This is a genomic window from Actinoplanes sp. NPDC051494 (assembly GCF_044454705.1).
Taxonomy (GTDB): Bacteria; Actinomycetota; Actinomycetes; order Mycobacteriales; family Micromonosporaceae; genus Actinoplanes.
In genome coordinates, this window is sequence record NZ_JBITDZ010000001.1 from 874,212 (window position 1) to 891,019 (window position 16,808).

Below are 16,808 nucleotides of genomic sequence, written 5' to 3' on the forward strand. Positions count from 1 at the left end.
TCCGGGCATCAGCGATGCCTCGGATCCGCCCGAAGGGATATGCGTACCTGGCGAACAAGCGCCGGTGCGGAGTTCCCCGAAAGGTCGTGTCCCGTGCAGAAGAACCAGTCGCTGGTCCGTCGCCTCGCCGCCCTCGCGCTGATCCCCGCCGCCGCTTTCATCGTCCTGGCGTTCGCCGCGCCGGCCGAGGCCGCGGTCGTCTCCACCTCGACGCTGCAGACGCAGATCGTGAGCCTGTCGAACCAGCAGCGCGTCGCCCACGGCTGCAAGGCGCTGCGGGTCAACGCGGACCTGCTCTGGGCCGCCCGTGGGCACAGCAAGTTCATGGCCACGACCGGTGTCTTCAGCCACGTCGGCGCTCGCAAGTCGACGTTCGTCACCCGGGCCCGCGCCGCCGGTTACACCGCCGCGCGCAGCGAGAACATCGCGTACGGCTACCGCAGCGCCCGTGAGGTCGTCAACGCGTGGATGAAGTCGCCGGGTCACCGTGCCAACCTGCTCGACTGTGGTGCCAAGACGTTCGCCGTCGGCGTCGTCTACGCGTCGAACGGCAACCCGTACTACACCCAGGAGTTCGGTAGCCGCTGACTTTCCCCTCCCCCTGGACCGGCCGGCATGCCCCCGCATGCCGGCCGGTTCTTTTTACGCGTGCACGGAGTGCCGTGAGTAGGAGAGGACCGCGTGCCGCCCGATCAGCTGCGGGTCGGCTTTCAGCCCGGCGATGCTCTCGGTCCACCGGCGGACGGCGTCCTGCTCGTCGGGGCGGTTCACGTCGTCGAGCACGACGGTGGCGACCGGGGCCAGTTTGTTCTCCAGCACGTGCAGCGCCGGATACCGCGCGTCCGGTCCGGTCGCCGCCGGGGGCCCGTCGATCAGCAGCAGGTCGATCCCGCGCAGGTCGGCGAGCTGCTCCACGTCGTACCAGGGATAGGTCCGGCCGTCGGCGGTCAGGTCGGCCAGCGGTGCCACCCGTACCTCCGCCACCGCGGTGAGGCCGTGCGCCTCGAGCAGTTCGCGCGTACGCCGGGCGTAGTCCTCGTCGTGGTCGAGCGAGACGAGCCGGCCGCCGTTCTTCTCCAGCGCGTACCCGAGCCACACCGTCGACGTGCCGCTGCCCAGCTCGACCACGAGCGCGGGCCGGCGGACCCGGATGATGTGCAGCAGGTCGAGCAGGTCCGTCGGGTTGAGCGCGAAGTCGCCGGACGACGGCATCGGCGCCCGCGGGGTGAATTCCTGGAACAGCTGGAACATCGCCTCGAACTCGCGGCTCTGCGCACGCAGCAGCAGGTCGTGACCGTGCCCGTTCTGCCGCAGCCCCCGGGTGACGGTCCGGGTCAGCTCCTGGTGGCGGTCCCCGGCGGTGAGCCGTTCCTTCTCCACCGTCGCGACGACCCGGCGCTGCATCTGCTCCACGACCATCCGCAGGTCCCGGCTGGCGGCCTGGTTGGCCCGGTGCAGACCGCCCATCCAGCGCGACAGGTGCAGGATGCCGAGCAGCACGCCGAGCAGCAGCACCGCTGTCAGCGACGTGGCGAGGCCGAGGTGCCCGCTCCCGGCCGCCGTCCAGATGCCGGCCACCAGCGCCAGCATCAGCATGAGGACGATCGCCTGCGGGCGGGTCAGGCTCTGCAGCCGCCCCGCGAGCCGACCGCCGAACCGGGTCAGGCTGCTCATCGAGTTTCCTCCGTAGTACGCCGTATCGACACGACTGCTAACGGCCGCACCGGGCCGCCCGTTACGCCAGCGAGGGCTCGGGTGTGCGCTGCAGCGGCGGGTTGCCGCGCGGGGCGTGCACGAGTCCCGCGATCCGGTCGACGTACAGCTGCGGGTGGTGTGCCTTGGTGATCACCGACCGGGCGCGCCGGCTCTGCTCGGCGAACAGCACCCGGTCGTCGGTGTAACGCCGGATCAGGCCGTCCACCTCGTTCGGCGCACAGTAGACAGCGGCGTCGCCGAACACCGCGGCGTGCCGTTCCGGGGTGATCACCACGCAGCCCTGCCCGGCCGCCTCCAGCGCCGGCCGGGAGTACGTCTCGATCGCCTCCGGGTGCGGGAAATGCAGGTAGAAGTCCAGCTGGTGCAGGAAGGTGCGCAGGTCCAGATCGGTCGCCTCGAAGATCAGGTGCGAGCGCGGACCACCCAGGACGACATCGGTACGCGGCCAGTCCGGCAGCCGCAGCCGCACGTCCGCCCGGCCGACCTCGTCGTACACGTGCAGCGCCGCACGCATGTCGCGCGGCCAGACGCCCTGGTCACACAGGTCGGTGCCGACCACGGGCAGCTCCGGCGTGGCCCCCGCGCGGGTCGCGGCCCACCGCTCGGTGCCGATGACCGTCGGCAGGTCGTACGGCGTCAGCTCGACGGCCGGCTTGTACGCGCGCAGCACCCGGCGGATCTCCGGGTCCTGCGGGCACCACACCGGTTGCACGCCGAACAGCCGGTCCGCGATCCGGGTGCAGTCCGCCACGTCGTAACGGTTGTCGAGGCCGTCGCGGCGGGCCGGGGCCTGGTCGGCGACGACCAGCATCTGCCGGGGGCGCAGCAGGTACTCCTCACCCTCGGCGAACTGCAGCACCGCGGCCTGCCGCACGATCAGCAACGCCGTGGTGAGGTCGTCGCCGGGCAGCACCTGGTCGATCCGCCCGTCGTTGACCATCGTCTGCACCGGCGGGCACAGCGCGTACCGGCGCCGGGCCATCGGTCGCAGCGACTCGATGTGCAGCACGGCGACGCGCAGGCCACGGTCGGCGAGCGCCTGCATCTCCTCGATCGCCGCGAACTGCGGTCCCTGCAGGAAGCGCCAGTCGCCGGCCAGCACGACGTCGTACTCGGGACGGGTCCGGGCGGTGCCGGCGGCGTACCGGAGATGGTCGGGTGCGGCGAACGGCCGGTCGCCGCCGTCCCGGGGCCGGTACGGTTTCGCGGCCCGGGCCGCGACGCGCCCGTGCCAGTGCTGATAGGCCGACGAGTACGCGACCCGGGCCGGATGCATCCAGTACGCCCGGATCTCCGAGCGCGACAGCGATCCCTGGGACAGCCGGATCAGCGCGAGCGGCTCGGACTCGACGTGGCGCACCGCGCGTTCGCCGTACACCGCGCGCATCCGTCCGATGTACTCGGAGTCGGCGGCCTTGCGCACCGGGTCGAAGTAGCCGATCCGGTCCATCACCGCCGAGCGCCGGAACATCAGCGACGACGGGTTGAAACGGCCGGTGCGCACCGCCGGGCGGGTCAGCACCAGGTCCTCGGTGACCCCGATCCCGTCGCTGGTGGTGGCGACCACGCGGGTGCTGTCCAGCATCGGGCGGACCTGCAGCTCGATCCGGCGCGGGTGGGACCAGTCGTCGGAGTCCTGGAACGCGACGAACTCGCCCTCGGCGGCGTCCAGCCCGGCGTTGCGGGCCGCGTACGTGCCCTGGTTGACCGGCTGCTTGACGAGCCGGATGCGCGGGCCCAGCGCGAGCGCCCGCTGCAGCACCTCGTCGAATTCCGGCGGTGAGGCGTCGTCCACGATGACGATCTCGACGTTGCGCCAGGACTGGGCGAGCATCGAGCGGACGGCGGTGAGCAGGCCCTCGCCGGGGTGGAACGCGGTGACGACGACCGAGACCCGCTGCGGTTCCTCGATCGGGGCGGCCGGGGCGGCGGCGGTGAGCCGGTCGAACGGCGGCCGGCCCTCGGCGGGTTCCAGCGCCGGGTACGGCTTGGGCAGGAGCCGCTGGAACGCGGCCAGCCACGGCGCGACGGCGCCGCCCGACGGGGTCAGGAACGGATTGACCACGTCGATCTCGAGGTCGGCGCGCACCGCCGGGTTCATCGACCGGTACGTGTCCAGCAGCTCACGGGCCGCCGCCGCTCCCTGCCACGTGAACGTCAGCTGGGCGTGCAGACCCTGGTGCGATCCGGGTACGCCGTCCGGCCCGAGCCCGGCGCGCAGGAGTTCGTACAGGCCGAGGGCGTCGGTGCGGTCCGTGGCCAGCATGTCCTGCAACGCGATGGCCTGGGCGAGCCCGGCGACCACGGACGGGCGTACCCCGTCCCGGATCGCCCGGAGCCAGTGCACGTCCCGGCTGCGCGCGGCGGCGAGCAGCTGTTCGTACGTCGTCCCGGTGCCGCGCAGCGCCGTGTACGCGATCAGCCCACGCATCTCCAGTGACCGCAGCCGCACAGCCATCGCGGGCATGGCCCGTTGGACGTGGTACCGGGCGATCTTCAGGTAGTCGTCGAGCAGACCGGCTGGTTCCCCCATGCGACAACAAACCTTCTTCGCTACGCCATCAATGTCACTACAGGCAACGCCGCCGCTCGCGGGGAAGTGACGGCCTCCTCATGGAAGCGCTCCCATTGCGCATCGACAGACGTCGCTCTAACGTGTTACCACCGCGTTACAGAAGGAGTGGGCATGAAGAGACGCCTAGCAATATTCGCCGCAGCGGCACTCAGCGCCGTCGCTTCTGTCCTGTTCTTCATCAATCCGGCCTACGCCGCCGCCGGCCTGCACGTGAGCGGCACGACCATCGTCGAGGCCAACGGTCAGCCGTTCATCATGCGGGGCATCAACCACGAGCACACCTGGTTCACGAACCAGACCTCGTCGTTCGCGAACATCAAGGCCACCGGCGCCAACACCGTCCGGGTCGTGCTCAGCGGCGGCCGGTGGACCGCCAACAGCGCGGCGGACGTGGCGAACGTCATCGCGCTCTGCAAGCAGAACAAGCTCATCTGCGTCCTCGAGGACCACGACACCACCGGGTACGGCGAGGACAGCGCGGCGTACACGCTCGACCAGGCCGTGAACTACTGGATCGGCCTCAAGAGCGTGCTGGTCGGCCAGGAGGACTACGTCGTCATCAACATCGGCAACGAGCCGATCGGCAACACCAACCCGGCGCAGTGGACCACGGCGACCGCGGCGGCGATCCAGAAGATGCGTACCAACGGGTTCCAGCACCTGCTCATGGTCGACGCCCCCAACTGGGGCCAGGACTGGACCAACACCATGCGCGACACCGGCCAGACCGTCCTGGACGCCGACACTCAGCACAACACGGTGCTGTCGATCCACATGTACGCGGTGTACAACACGGCCGCCTCGATCATCTCCTACCTGGACGCGTTCAAGGCCAAGGGCTGGCCGCTGGTCATCGGCGAGTTCGGCTGGCAGTTCGCGTCCGGCGAGGTCGACGACCAGACGCTGATGGCCGAGGCGGACGCCCGGGGCCTCGGTTACCTCGGCTGGTCCTGGGCCGGCAACACCGACCCGATCCTCGACATGACGGTCAACTTCGACCCGGCCCAGCTGACCACATGGGGCCAGCGGATCGTCAACGGCGCGCACGGCATCAAGGCCACCGCCAGACAGGCCACCATCTTCGGTACGACGCCGACGACACCCCCGACCACCCCGCCCCCGACCACCCCGCCCCCGACCGGCCTCGGCTGCACGCCGGCCTACTCGGTGACCGGGCAGTGGCAGGGCGGCTTCCAGGGTGAGGTGAAGGTGACCGCCGGCAGCGCGGCCATCAAGAGCTGGACCGTCACGATGACGTTCGCCAACGGCCAGACCGTGAGCCAGGCCTGGAACGCGACCGCGACCAGCAGCGGTTCGACGGTGACCGCCCGCAACGTCAGCTACAACGGCGCCCTGCCGGCCGGCGGCATCACGACGTTCGGCTTCCTCGGCTCCTGGACCGGCACCAACAGCACCCCGGCCCTGACCTGCACAGCGGCCTGACCCGGTTTCGCGGTGCTCGCCGACGTCCGGCCTGGCGGGGTCAGACGGCGGCGAGCACCGCGGCTTCGACCCGGTCCCGGGCGGCCTGCTCGGCCCACGCCCCGACCAGGTAGAAAGCGTCCACCACGTCACCGCCGAGGGTGGAGATGCGCGCGGCGCGGACCTCGGCGCCGGCCTCGTCCAGGGCCGCCGCGACCCGGTACAGCAAGCCGGAGGAGTCCGGTGCGCGCAGCTCCAGCACCACCGCGTCGGTGGCCACCTCGCGCAGCCAGATCACTCGCGGCGCGGCGCCCGTACGCGTGTTGCCGGCCCGGGCCCGCAACCGCTGGGTGACCGAGACGTCCCCGGTCGCCACCCGGCGCAGGTCCGCGGTGAGCGCGACCGGCTCGGCCGGGGAGCCGTACCGGGGCTGGGTCAGGAACTCGACGATGGCGCGGCCGTCCACCGTGGAAGCGTCCGCGGCCAGCACGTCCAGGCGGTGCAGGGCGAGCACCGCGGCCACCGAGCCGAGCAGCCCGCGCCGGTCGGCGGCGGCCACCGCCACGCGGTCCCCGTCGAGGTGCACCGCGGGCAGGTCGCCGTCGAGCAGCTCCGGGTCGGGGTCGGGCGGGGCGGGCAGCGCGCCGGTGTCCAGCGCGGTGTGCACCCGGCTGACCAGCTCGGCGATCAGCCGGCCCTTCCAGTCCGACCAGGCCGCCGGGCCGGTGGCGTGCGAGTCGGCGCGGGCCAGCGCGTGCAGCAGGTCCAAGGTGGCGGTGTCGCCGACCGCCTCGGCGACCGTGGAGATGGTCACCGGGTCGCTGAGGTCGCGGCGGGTCGCCACATCCGGCAGCAGCAGGTGCAGGCGGACGAGTTTCCCGATCGTGGCGACGTCCGCGGGCGGCAGGCCGATGCGGGTCGCGATGTCGGCGGCGATCGGGGCGCCGACGGTGCTGTGGTCGCCGGGCAGGCCCTTGCCCACGTCGTGCAGGAACGCCGCGATCAGCAACAGGTCGGGCCGGTCGACCTCGCGGGTGAACGCGGTCGCCTCGTACGCCGCCTGGACCAGGTGCCGGTCTAGCGTGAACCGGTGCACCGGGTGGTGCTGCGGCAGGCTGCGCAACCGGGCCCACTCCGGCAGCCAGGCGTCGATGAGGCCGTACCGGTCGCAGGCTTCCCAGGTGGGCAGCAGTCCCTGGCCGGAGCCGAGCAGCGACACCAGCGCGGCGCGGGCCGCGGGCGGCCACGGGGTCGGCAGCGGCGGGCAGAACGCGGCGAGCCATTCGCAGGTCGCGCGCGCGATGGGCAGTTTCACGGTGGCCGCGGCCGCGGCCACCCGCAGGGAGAGTGTGGGGTCCGGCACCGGGCCGATGGCGGTACGGGCCAGCACCAGCTCGCCGTCGTGTTCGACGACGTCGCGGGCGACCGGGCGGCGGCTCGGGGTGCCGGGCGCGGAACCCCGGCGGCGGCCGTTACGCAGCCGGTCGGCGGCGCGCCAGGCGTCGTCCAGCGCGTGGGCGATGGTCCGGGCGTCCCCGGCGACCCGGCGCAGCAGGGTGTCGCCGTCGTCGAGGCCGAGCAGCTCGGCGACCGTGCCGCGTTCCTGCGCGACGAGGCGGTCGACACGACGGCCGACCGCGAGATGCAGGGCGTCGCGGATGTCGAGCAGGCGCAGGTTGGCGGCGCGGACCGCGGGGCGCATCGTGTCGGCGATCCCGGCCCGGCCGAGGCCACGCAGGATGGTCAGGTCGCGCAGGCCACCGGCGGCTTCCTTGAGGTCGCCCTCGAGAAGGAACGCCAGCTCACCGTGGGTGGCCCAGCGGGTGTTGGTGATCTCCCGGAGCTGGGGCAGCAGCCGCACGGCGGTGCGTCGCCACTGATCGCCGGTCGCGGCGACGAGCTCCGCGGACAGGGCCGCGTCGCCGGCCACGTGCCGCGCGTCGAGCAGGCCCAGCGAGACCTTCACATCGTCAACGGCCACCGACAAAGCCTCGGGAAGCGTACGGACGGAGTGGTCCAGCCCCAGCCGCGCGTCCCAGATCGGGTACCACAGCCCGGAGGCGATCCGGTCGATGCCGGCCGTGCCGTTGTGCAGGAGCACGAGGTCGAGATCGCTGTAGGGCGCGCAGTCGCGGCGCCCGAGCCCGCCGACCGCCACCAGGCTGACGCCGGGCAGGTGGCCGGGGAACATCCCGGCCAGCCAAGCATCGAGCGCCGCGGCCCGATCGTTGCGGGCGGCGGCGCCGATGTGATTCCGGAGGATGTCCAGCGAGCCGCCGACCGGCACCCGGGGTGGGGCCGACGGCTCACTGACCATGTAGTTCATGCGTCTATTACAGCGCGTCGAGTCCGCGCTCACCGGTGCGTACCCGGATCACGTCGTCCACGCCCGTGACCCAGACCTTGCCGTCGCCGATCTTGCCGGTCTTCGCCGCGGTGACCACCGCGTCGACGACCTTCTCGACGTCGATCTCGTCGGTCAGCACCTCAACCTTGATCTTCGGCAGGAACTCCACCGTGTACTCGGCTCCCCGGTACACCTCGGTGTGGCCCTTCTGGCGTCCGTACCCCTGCACCTCGCTCACGGTGAGGCCGGCGACGCCCAGGGCGTGCAGCGCCTCCTTCACCGCGTCGAGCTGGTACGGCTTGATGACCGCGGTCACCAGCTTCATGCTCAGTCCCTCCATAGGAGCAGTCATCAGGAAAACTTAACCGGCGACTTTTTGGCTGGTGTCGGCCTTGCCGTCGGCGTCCACCGACTGCTTGCCGAGACCCGCGATGGCGAACCCGCCACCGCCACCACCGGAGGGCGTGAAGTCGTACGCCGTCTCGCCGTGGTCCGCGATGTCGATACCGCTGACCTCGGCCTCCTCGCTGACCCGCAGGACCTTGACGGCCTTGAGGATGATCGCGAGGACGGCGGCGATCACGAACGAGTACACCGTGACCGCGGCGCTGCCGACGAACTGCTTGCCGAGCTGGGTGAAGCCGCCACCGTAGAAGAGGCTCTCGTTGGAGGCGAGCGCGTTCACCTGGGTGGTGGCGAAGAAGCCGATGCCCAGGGAGCCGATCCAGCCACCGACGAAGTGCACGCCGACGACGTCGAGCGAGTCGTCGTAGCCCAGCTTGTACTTCAGGCCGACCGCCAGGGCGCAGACCGCACCGGCGATGATGCCGAGCACAGCGGCGGGCAGCGGGGCGATGAAGCCACAGGCGGGGGTGATGGCGACGAGGCCGGCGATCGCACCGGACGAGGCACCGACCAGGGTCGGCTTACCGTCGCGCAGCCACTCGACGATGATCCAGCCCAGCAGGGCCGCGGCGGTGGCGACCTGGGTGTTGACGAACGCGACCGCGGTGACGCTGTCGACGGTCAGCTCGGAACCGGCGTTGAAGCCGAACCAGCCGAACCAGAGCAGGCCGGCGCCGAGGGCGACGAACGGCACGTTGTGCGGGCGCATGTTCTCCCGCGGCCAGCCGATGCGCTTGCCGAGCACGACAGCCACACCGAGCGCGGCGGCACCGGCGTTGATGTGCACGGCCGTACCACCGGCGAAGTCGAGCGCGCCGAGCTTGGCGCCGATCCAGCCACCGCCCCAGACCCAGTGCGCGACCGGCACGTAGACCAGGGTGAACCAGCCGAGCGAGAAGAGCACCCAGCCGCCGAACTTGAGGCGGTCCGAGAGCGAGCCGCTGATCAGGGCGACGGTGATGATGGCGAACATCATCTGGAAGACCATGAACGCGTACGTCGGGATGCCGGTGTTGGCTCCCGCGAGCATCCACTCCTCGCCGATCCAGCTCGTTCCGGTACCGAGGTACTGGCTGGGGCTGCCGAGGAAGTTGTTGAGCCCGGCACTGTCATTGGTGCCGAACGCGAAGGTGAATCCGTAAATGACCCAAAGAACGGAGATGAGCCCGATGGACGAGAAGCTCATCATCATCATGTTCAGTGCGCCCTTGGACCGGTTGAGGCCACCGTAGAACAGCGCCAGACCCGGGGTCATGAGCAATACGAGTGCAGACGACAGGAGCAACCAGGCGGTATTGCCGGTATCGATCTCCACGCTGCCTCCTCTCGGTTAAGTGTCCTCCCATACGACCCACAGGGCAGCATCGCTCCGGTCGGCCGGTGTAGGGCGGAAGCCTTCCGGGCTGCTGTTTCGGGTTTGGTCTGCGCGCGATTTCCAACACGTGACCGGTTGTTTCGTACGTGTGAAGAAACTCTCACAGCCGACGTATTAAATGCGGGTGAACTACCGCATTCTGCCCAACTGGGCACGACGGATACGTCAGCCCAGAGTTGGTCAACCGTTACCGAAGTGCGTACTCGAGGGTGTGCCGCTCGTAATCCAGCAGCCGCAGGTCACGCATGGGACGCCGCAGATGCCCCTTGTGCACGATCCGCACAAAAGCCGGATCACCCGCGGCGGCCATCCGCCGGATGCCCTCCACGTGGTCCACGATCCGCTTGCGGATGGTCCGGACCAGGCGGTGCCGGTCGCGCGGGATGAGGCCGTACGCGTCGGCGAACAGCCGCAGCCGGCGCGGCCGGTTCGGGCGCTTCCAACCCAGGGTGTACGAATCCCGGTCACTGAACAGCGGCACCCAGGTCCAGGCCGCGTACGCGACGTCGTAGATCCGCGCCCCCGGGGAGGCCAGATCGAAGTCGATGAGCGCGAGCGTGCCGTCCGGGCGCCAGACCACGTTGTGCGGGGCCGCGTCGTGGTGACAGATCACCTCGGTGTCCGGCGGCGGCGGGCCGAAACTGCGCCAGACCGCGTTCGGCGGCGGCTGGAAACCGTACTGCGCGTCGTGGAACATGCGCAGCATCGTCGCGACCGTGACCAGCGCCTCCTCGGTCGTCCAGTGCGGGGCGAGCGGATACTCCCCGCACTCCCCGTCGAGGTACGACAGCACCTCACGACCCCGGTCGTCCATCCCCAGGGCGTGCGGCGACCCGGTGAACCCCACCCGTTGCAGGTGGTTGAGCAGCGAATGGACGGCGGGGGTCCAGGGACCGGCGTTGCGGCGTACGGTGTCGCCGGCCTTGGAGACCGTGCTGACGTTGCCGCCGTGCAGAGGGATCTCGTGCACGGGTTCCTGCGTCACCCACGACCTCCCCAGTTCTCGTCACACCACGGCATGTCTGCCCCGAGCCTAAGCTTCGCTGCCAAGCAGGGCCTCGACAAAGGCCGCGGGCTCGAACGGGGCCAGGTCGTCCGGCCCCTCGCCCAGCCCGACCAGCTTGACCGGGATCCCCAGCTTGCGCTGCACCGCGATGACGATGCCACCCTTGGCCGTGCCGTCGAGCTTGGTCAGCACCACCCCGGTCACCTCCACCGCCTCGGTGAAGACCCGCGCCTGCTCCAGGCCGTTCTGCCCGGTGGTCGCGTCGAGGATCAGCAGGGTCTCGTCGACCGTGCCGTGCTTCTCCACCACCCGCTTGACCTTGCCCAGCTCGTCCATCAGGCCGACCTTGTTCTGCAGCCGGCCGGCGGTGTCGATCAGCACCGTGTCCACACCCACGTCGATACCCCGCTTGACCGCGTCGAAAGCCACGCTCGCCGGGTCACCACCCTCCGGACCGCGTACGGTCTCGGCACCGACCCGCTGACCCCAGGTCGCCAGCTGCTCGGCGGCGGCGGCCCGGAACGTGTCGGCGGCACCCAGCACCACGCTGTGCCCGTCGGCCACCAGCACCCGGGCGATCTTTCCGCAGGTGGTGGTCTTGCCGGCACCGTTGACCCCGACGACGAGCACCACGGCGGGGCGCCCGTCCTCGTGCTTCGCGGTGCGCAGGCTCCGGTCCATGTCCGGCTCGAGCGCGGCGGTGAGCTCCTCGGCCAGCTGTGCGCGGACCTCGGAGACGGTTCGTGAACCCAGCACCCGGACCCGCTCACGCAGCCGGGCCACCAGCACCTGGGTGGCCTCGACCCCGACGTCCGCGGTGATCAGGCTGTCCTCGATCTCCTCCCACGCGTCCTCGTCGAGGTGGTCGCGGGAGAGCACGCTGAGCAGGCCCCGGCCCAGGGCGTTCTGCGAGCGGCTGAGCCGGGCCCGCAGCCGCACCAGGCGACCGGCGGTCGGCTCCGGCGTCTCGATCTCCGGCCGGGCCGGCGCCGCCTCCTCGATCGGTTCCTCGACGACCGGCGGCTTCTCGATCAGCGGCGGCAGCGTTTCGGTGTCCGGGATCACCGGAGGGCGCTCGAGCGTCGTCGTGCCCGCGCTCGACCCCGCCTCGGGCGGCAGTTCGCGCCGGCGCCGGCGCGGGACGACGAGGCCGACGGCCCCGACGATCAGCACCGCCAGCAGGATCAGAGAGGCGACGACGTATTCCATGTACGAAATCCTGACAGATGTCGCTGAGGCGCGTGGGGCCACCCGGGGTGTCGGACGCCACGCCCGGTGATCCCTTGATTCCGGAAACCGCCCTGGCGGAATCCCGACGTGGTGGGGACGATGGAATAATGAGTCTCGCCGTGGTGACCCGTTGACCGCTTATCTGTTGATCGGCCCGGTCCTGCGCCGGGTCGTGGGGGACAAAGCGACCATCTGGGTCGAGACCACCGAGCCGGCCACGGTCCGGGTCGAGGTCAGGGACGGCGGCGCCGGCACGGCACAGACCTTCTGCGCGTACGGCCACCACTACGCGATCGTCGTGGTCGAAGGCCTGCCCCGGGGTGCCGCGAGTGAGTACACCGTGTGGCTGGACGAGAAGCAGGTCTGGCCACTCGGTGACTCGCCGTACCCGCCGAGCCTGATCGTGACCCGCCCCGAGGCCGACAGCGAGCAGCCGGTCAGCTTCATCTTCGGCTCCTGCCGCGAGGCCACCCCGCAGTCCACCGCGCGCAAGCTGCCACCGGACGCGCTGGACGCGTACGCCAGAAGGTTGATGACCGACCCGCACAACCCGGACCTGCGCCCGGACCTCGTCGTCCTGCTCGGCGACCAGGTGTACGCCGACAACACCTCGGACAAGGTCAAGCGCTTCCTGCGCCGCCGCCGCGCGGCGGGCCATCACGGCCCGGCCGACGAGGTCGTCTCGTTCGACGAGTACACCAAGCTCTACCTCGAGTCCTGGCGCGACCCGGAGGTCCGCTGGCTGCTCGCCACCGTCCCCAGCGTCATGATCTTCGACGACCACGAGATCATCGACGACTGGAACACCTCGGCCTCCTGGCGCCGCGACATGTCCGCCCAGCCCTGGTGGAAGGACCGCATCTCCAGCGGCCTGGCCAGCTACTGGGTCTACCAGCACCTGGGCAACATGAGCCCGGACCAGCTCGCCGCCGACCCGCTGCTGGCCGGCCTGCTCGCGGCCGAGGACGGCACGGATCTCCTGCACGACTTCGGCCTGTCCGTCGACGAACCGGAGTCGGCGGAGAACACCGACCAGCCGTACCAATGGAGTTTCGCCCTCGACGTCGGCCGTACCCGCCTCGTCATGCTCGACAACCGCTGCAACCGCGTCCTGACCCCCGGCCGCCGCGAGATGCTCCCCGCGGCCGAGTGGCAGTGGTTCATCGACCAGGCCCACGGCGACTACGACCACCTCGTCGTCGGTTCGTCCCTGCCCTGGCTGATGCCCCCGGCGATCCACCACGTCGAATCCTGGAACGAAAAGCTCGCGGACTCCCCCGGCGAACGCCGCGCGGCCCTCGCGGAGAAGATCCGCCGGGCGTTCGACCTCGAACACTGGGCAGCGTTCAACCGCTCCTTCGAGGCCCTCACCGAACTCTTCCGCCGCCTCGGCGAGGGCGGCCCGAACGCCCCGGCCCACCGGGTCGGGGCATCAGGCGCCTACGCGGCCCCGGCCACCATCAGCGTGCTCTCCGGCGACGTCCACCACTCGTACGTCGCGGCAGCCGACCTCGGCCCGGCGGTGACCACCCCGGTCCACCAGCTCACCTGCTCCCCGATCCACAACCAGGTCCCGGTCTTCATGCGCCCGCTGATGCGCTTCAGCTGGTCCCGGGCGGCGGCCAAGGGCATGCGGGCCCTGGCCCGGGCGGCCGGGGTCCCACGCCCGTCGGTCCGCTGGGGCCGCCTGGCCGGCCCCTACTTCGGCAACGCGGTGAGCACCCTGCGCCACGACGGCTTGCACGCCGAGGTCAGGGTCGAGGGCACGCGCAAGGACGGCGACCTCTTCACCGTGGCAGCCCTCCCCCTCCACAAATAACCGCCCCCACCCAGGCTTGCCCTGCCATCGGCGCGCGCGCATACTTGCTCCACGCCTAGATGTCATGGAGCCAATGTTGACCAGACAAATCACCATGAACCTTCCCGACGACGTGGCCGAGTACATAATCACCCACGAGAACAGCTCGGTCCTCGTCACCACCGCCGTCCGCGCCCAGATCGATCACGGCGCCACCACGCGGGCCATGCTCAAAGCCGCCGGCTTCACCATCACCGACGAGGGTTGCGCCAAGTGGCGCGACAAGCTCCGCCCCCTGACCGCCGAGCAGATCGCCGAGAACGCCAGCTGGATCGCGGCAATCCGGGCCGGCCATCGACCGGCCGACGAGGCGCCGGAATGACCGAGCCGACCAGGCAGATTCGAGTTGTTCTCGACCGTTCCGCCATCGAGTCTTACGCGTTGGGTCACGCGCACGTCAGGGACGTGTTAGTAGCGATCGGCGACGAGAAGGCGGCCAACGTCGGTATCCCGGCCGCCGCCCTCGCGGAGGCCTACGGCAGGGCACCGGACGAGGTCACGGTCGCCCGGCTGGGCATCCTGACCAGCCTCCCCGGCGTCGCGGTGGTCGACCTCGACGGCGAGAACGCCGCGGATGTCGGCAACGTCGCCACGCTCATCCACGTCGATCTGCCGCAGGCACACGCCGTATGGACGGCATTCCAGCACTGCGCGTTCTTCCTCACCGCCGAACCCGAGATGTCCGTCCGGATGGTGCCCATCGGCCGGATCATCGAGATCCCGGCCGAGGACGCTTAATCGGAGAAATTGTCGTAGGGGTGGTCCAGGATGGCGTCGTGACTTCTTCTTGGACCGCCCCGGCGGCGCAGCGTGTCAGTGAGCCGCAGACCGGGGACGAGCGCGCCATGCTCCAGGGCTGGCTCGAGTGGCACCGGCAGACCCTGCTCACGAAATGCGCCGGTCTCACCGCCGAGCAGCTCAAACAGGCCACCGTCGAGCCCTCCAACCTGACCCTGCTCGGCCTGCTGCGGCACATGGCCGCGGTGGAGCGCAGCTGGTTCCGCAAGCGGGCCGCCGGGCTCGACGTGCCCGACCTGTATTACGACGACACCAACATCGACGGCGATTTCGACGACGTGGCCGGTGCCGACGCCGAGGCCGACCACGCGACGTTCCTCGCCGAGCTGGTCCTGGCCGACGCGGCGGTCGCCAAGCTCCCCCTCGAGCACGAGTTCACCCTGCCGAAGCGCCCGACGATCAGCCTCCGCTGGGTCTACCTGCACATGATCGAGGAGTATGCCCGCCACAACGGCCACGCCGATCTGCTGCGCGAGCGCCTCGACGGCGTCACCGGCGACTGACCAGGACAGCAACCGTCAGCCATGCCGGCAGGGGCAGGGCGGTCGCCGCCACCGGCACCGCGACGGACCGGCCGGCGCTGCGGCATACCAGCCGGCGCGAGTGCCGATCCGCGGCACGGAGCGTTCCGACAGGTCGTCGCGTTCGGCTTTGCGCTCATGCAGCCTGCCAGGATGAGCAGGGGTGCCGCGCCGAGCGCGCCCGCGGCGGCCACCAGGAGGCCGGCCTTCGCGGCCGCACCGCCCTGGACCAGCGAGCCGATCAGCAGCGGAGCGATCATGATTGCGTTCTGCCGAGCGCGGCGCGCCCGGCTGCACAGCTCCTGCCGGTGCATCTCGCGGGAGTCGAACGGGTCCGTGCCCGTACCCCCGAAAGTCGCGAGCCGGTTCAGCGCGACCGCTCGGTACGCGGCGAGCCAGGCCCGCTCGCGACGGGTCCGCGCGGTGTGTGCCGGCCAGCCCCGTTCGACGATGGTGACCGGCTGACCGTCGCTCGTCGTCAGGGCCAGGTCGGCCCGGCGGGCGTGCCGGCTCCGGACGGCCCCCACCTGGGCGGGCGTGAACGTGACGGGTGCGCGCCCACCGGCGCGCACGTCGGCCAGGCGACCGGCCAGCCGTTCGTTGGCGGTCTCCCGGAACTTGAGGGCATCGGTCGGCCAGAGGTGGAGCCGGTCGTCGTGGACGACCAGGTCGTGCGAAGCGCCGTTCCAGCGCACGAACATCTCACCGGCGACCTCCCCCGCCAGGGCGCCCGGCGCAATGGCAGGGGAAACTCCAGATCAGGTGTCTCCGCGGCCGGCCGCACCCCCGTGGCCCAGTCGTGCCACCACAGCCGTCCGGGTGTCGCGGTGCGAGTGATGGCCGTCGCTTCCTCGGCGCCGAGGAAACCGTCGTCACGGGTGCCGGACGCGGGTCTCGGTGAGGGCTCCACCGGGTGCGATGTAGTGCGTCCGCTCAAGGCAGGGCGAGGGCCTTCCGGAGGTACGGCAGGTCCTGCGTACCCGTCCAGCGGAAGGCCAGCAGCTTGGCCGCGCGGGCTCCCCGGATGACCCGGTCGTCGTCGTCCACGAAGAGCACCCACGGGGCCTGCAGGCCGAGCGCCGCGCAAGCCTGGGCGAAGAACTCCGGGGCCGGTTTGTGGATCTTCAGCTCGGCGGAGCTGACGATCAGGTCGAACTCGTCGGTCAGCCCCAGCGTGTCCAGGTCGCCGCGGAGCAGGTCGGTGGCGTTGGTCGCCAGGCCTACCGGACGCCCGGCCGCACGCACCTCCCGGACGAACGCCAGGACCTCCTGGTCGACCTCGCCACGGTGTTCCTGCCAGGTCGTCACCGCGGCCCGGGCCCGGTCCTTGTCGAGCGGGAGCCGGTCGGCGATCAGGCCCATCCACTCGGCGTCGGTGATCTCGCCGGACACCGCGTGGCGCAGCAGCTCCCAGTCGAACGCCGTCCGCATCAGGATCCCCGGCTCGAGGGCGTACTCCGTCTCGACGCCGACGGCGACGGACGGGTCCCAGCGACGGACCACGCCGTCCAGGTCGATCAGCAGGGCCTGGGCGGGTTGACGCAACATGCGGGCC

Annotated in this window: 15 protein-coding genes; 6 read left to right on the plus strand and 9 right to left on the minus strand. The window is 70.8% G+C overall.

What is annotated here, in order from left to right:
- Nucleotides 1-93: 93 nt before the first annotated feature.
- The gene (locus tag ACIA6A_RS04060; RefSeq protein ID WP_396095896.1) at nt 94-588 is read left to right on the plus strand and encodes a CAP domain-containing protein; all 495 of its coding nucleotides are present in this window, start codon (nt 94-96) and stop codon (nt 586-588) included.
- 54 nt (nt 589-642) lie between these two features.
- Here ACIA6A_RS04060 and ACIA6A_RS04065 read toward each other — a convergent pair whose 3' ends face one another.
- Both ACIA6A_RS04065 and ACIA6A_RS04070 read right to left on the minus strand, forming a co-directional pair.
- Nucleotides 643-1,674 carry an O-methyltransferase gene (locus ACIA6A_RS04065; protein ID WP_396095897.1) on the minus strand — a complete coding sequence of 344 codons (1,032 nt, stop codon included), beginning with the start codon at nt 1,672-1,674 and terminating at the stop codon, nt 643-645.
- A 61-nt stretch (nt 1,675-1,735) separates the two neighbouring features.
- The gene (locus tag ACIA6A_RS04070) at nt 1,736-4,249 is read right to left on the minus strand and encodes a glycosyltransferase (RefSeq protein ID WP_396095898.1); all 2,514 of its coding nucleotides are present in this window, start codon (nt 4,247-4,249) and stop codon (nt 1,736-1,738) included.
- A 153-nt stretch (nt 4,250-4,402) separates the two neighbouring features.
- Between ACIA6A_RS04070 and ACIA6A_RS04075 the strand changes: the two genes are divergently transcribed.
- Complete coding sequence (locus ACIA6A_RS04075; protein WP_396095899.1) at nt 4,403-5,734, plus strand: cellulase family glycosylhydrolase; 1,332 nt, start codon at nt 4,403-4,405, stop codon at nt 5,732-5,734.
- Between the two features lie 40 nt (nt 5,735-5,774).
- On the opposite strand, the gene ACIA6A_RS04080 is transcribed toward ACIA6A_RS04075, so the two are convergent.
- From ACIA6A_RS04080 to ftsY, 5 genes are all read right to left on the minus strand, one after another.
- Nucleotides 5,775-8,039 carry a [protein-PII] uridylyltransferase gene (locus tag ACIA6A_RS04080; RefSeq protein ID WP_396095900.1) on the minus strand — a complete coding sequence of 755 codons (2,265 nt, stop codon included), beginning with the start codon at nt 8,037-8,039 and terminating at the stop codon, nt 5,775-5,777.
- Nucleotides 8,040-8,046: 7 nt separating this feature from the next.
- The gene (locus ACIA6A_RS04085) at nt 8,047-8,385 is read right to left on the minus strand and encodes a P-II family nitrogen regulator (protein WP_396096445.1); all 339 of its coding nucleotides are present in this window, start codon (nt 8,383-8,385) and stop codon (nt 8,047-8,049) included.
- Nucleotides 8,386-8,421: 36 nt separating this feature from the next.
- Nucleotides 8,422-9,780 (minus strand): ammonium transporter, encoded by a 1,359-nt coding sequence (locus ACIA6A_RS04090; protein WP_396095901.1) that lies wholly within the window; start codon nt 9,778-9,780, stop codon nt 8,422-8,424.
- 247 nt (nt 9,781-10,027) lie between these two features.
- The gene (locus ACIA6A_RS04095) at nt 10,028-10,840 is read right to left on the minus strand and encodes a phosphotransferase (RefSeq protein ID WP_396096446.1); all 813 of its coding nucleotides are present in this window, start codon (nt 10,838-10,840) and stop codon (nt 10,028-10,030) included.
- Nucleotides 10,841-10,873: 33 nt separating this feature from the next.
- Complete coding sequence (gene ftsY, locus ACIA6A_RS04100; protein WP_396095902.1) at nt 10,874-12,055, minus strand: signal recognition particle-docking protein FtsY; 1,182 nt, start codon at nt 12,053-12,055, stop codon at nt 10,874-10,876.
- Between the two features lie 151 nt (nt 12,056-12,206).
- On the opposite strand from ftsY, the gene ACIA6A_RS04105 reads away from it, so the two are divergent.
- The 4 genes from ACIA6A_RS04105 to ACIA6A_RS04120 all read left to right on the plus strand — a co-directional run bounded on the left by ACIA6A_RS04105 (nt 12,207) and on the right by ACIA6A_RS04120 (nt 15,235).
- Entirely contained in the window at nt 12,207-13,895 is a 1,689-nt protein-coding gene (locus tag ACIA6A_RS04105; RefSeq protein WP_396095903.1) for an alkaline phosphatase D family protein, read from the plus strand.
- A gap of 73 nt (nt 13,896-13,968) precedes the next feature.
- Entirely contained in the window at nt 13,969-14,256 is a 288-nt protein-coding gene (locus tag ACIA6A_RS04110) for a hypothetical protein (RefSeq protein ID WP_396095904.1), read from the plus strand.
- On the plus strand, nt 14,253-14,672 hold the full coding sequence (locus ACIA6A_RS04115; protein ID WP_396095905.1) for a hypothetical protein: 420 nt from the start codon (nt 14,253-14,255) through the stop codon (nt 14,670-14,672). Before ACIA6A_RS04110 ends, ACIA6A_RS04115 begins: the two co-directional genes overlap by 4 nt.
- A gap of 107 nt (nt 14,673-14,779) precedes the next feature.
- Entirely contained in the window at nt 14,780-15,235 is a 456-nt protein-coding gene (locus ACIA6A_RS04120) for a DinB family protein (protein WP_396096447.1), read from the plus strand.
- Here ACIA6A_RS04120 and ACIA6A_RS04125 read toward each other — a convergent pair.
- Both ACIA6A_RS04125 and ACIA6A_RS04130 read right to left on the minus strand, forming a co-directional pair.
- Nucleotides 15,148-15,954 (minus strand): hypothetical protein, encoded by an 807-nt coding sequence (locus ACIA6A_RS04125; RefSeq protein ID WP_396095906.1) that lies wholly within the window; start codon nt 15,952-15,954, stop codon nt 15,148-15,150. The genes ACIA6A_RS04120 and ACIA6A_RS04125 overlap by 88 nt on opposite strands.
- 232 nt (nt 15,955-16,186) lie before the next feature.
- Nucleotides 16,187-16,801, minus strand: a complete 615-nt coding sequence (locus ACIA6A_RS04130) for an HAD family hydrolase (RefSeq protein WP_396095907.1) — start codon at nt 16,799-16,801, stop codon at nt 16,187-16,189.
- Between the last annotated feature and the right edge of the window lie 7 nt (nt 16,802-16,808).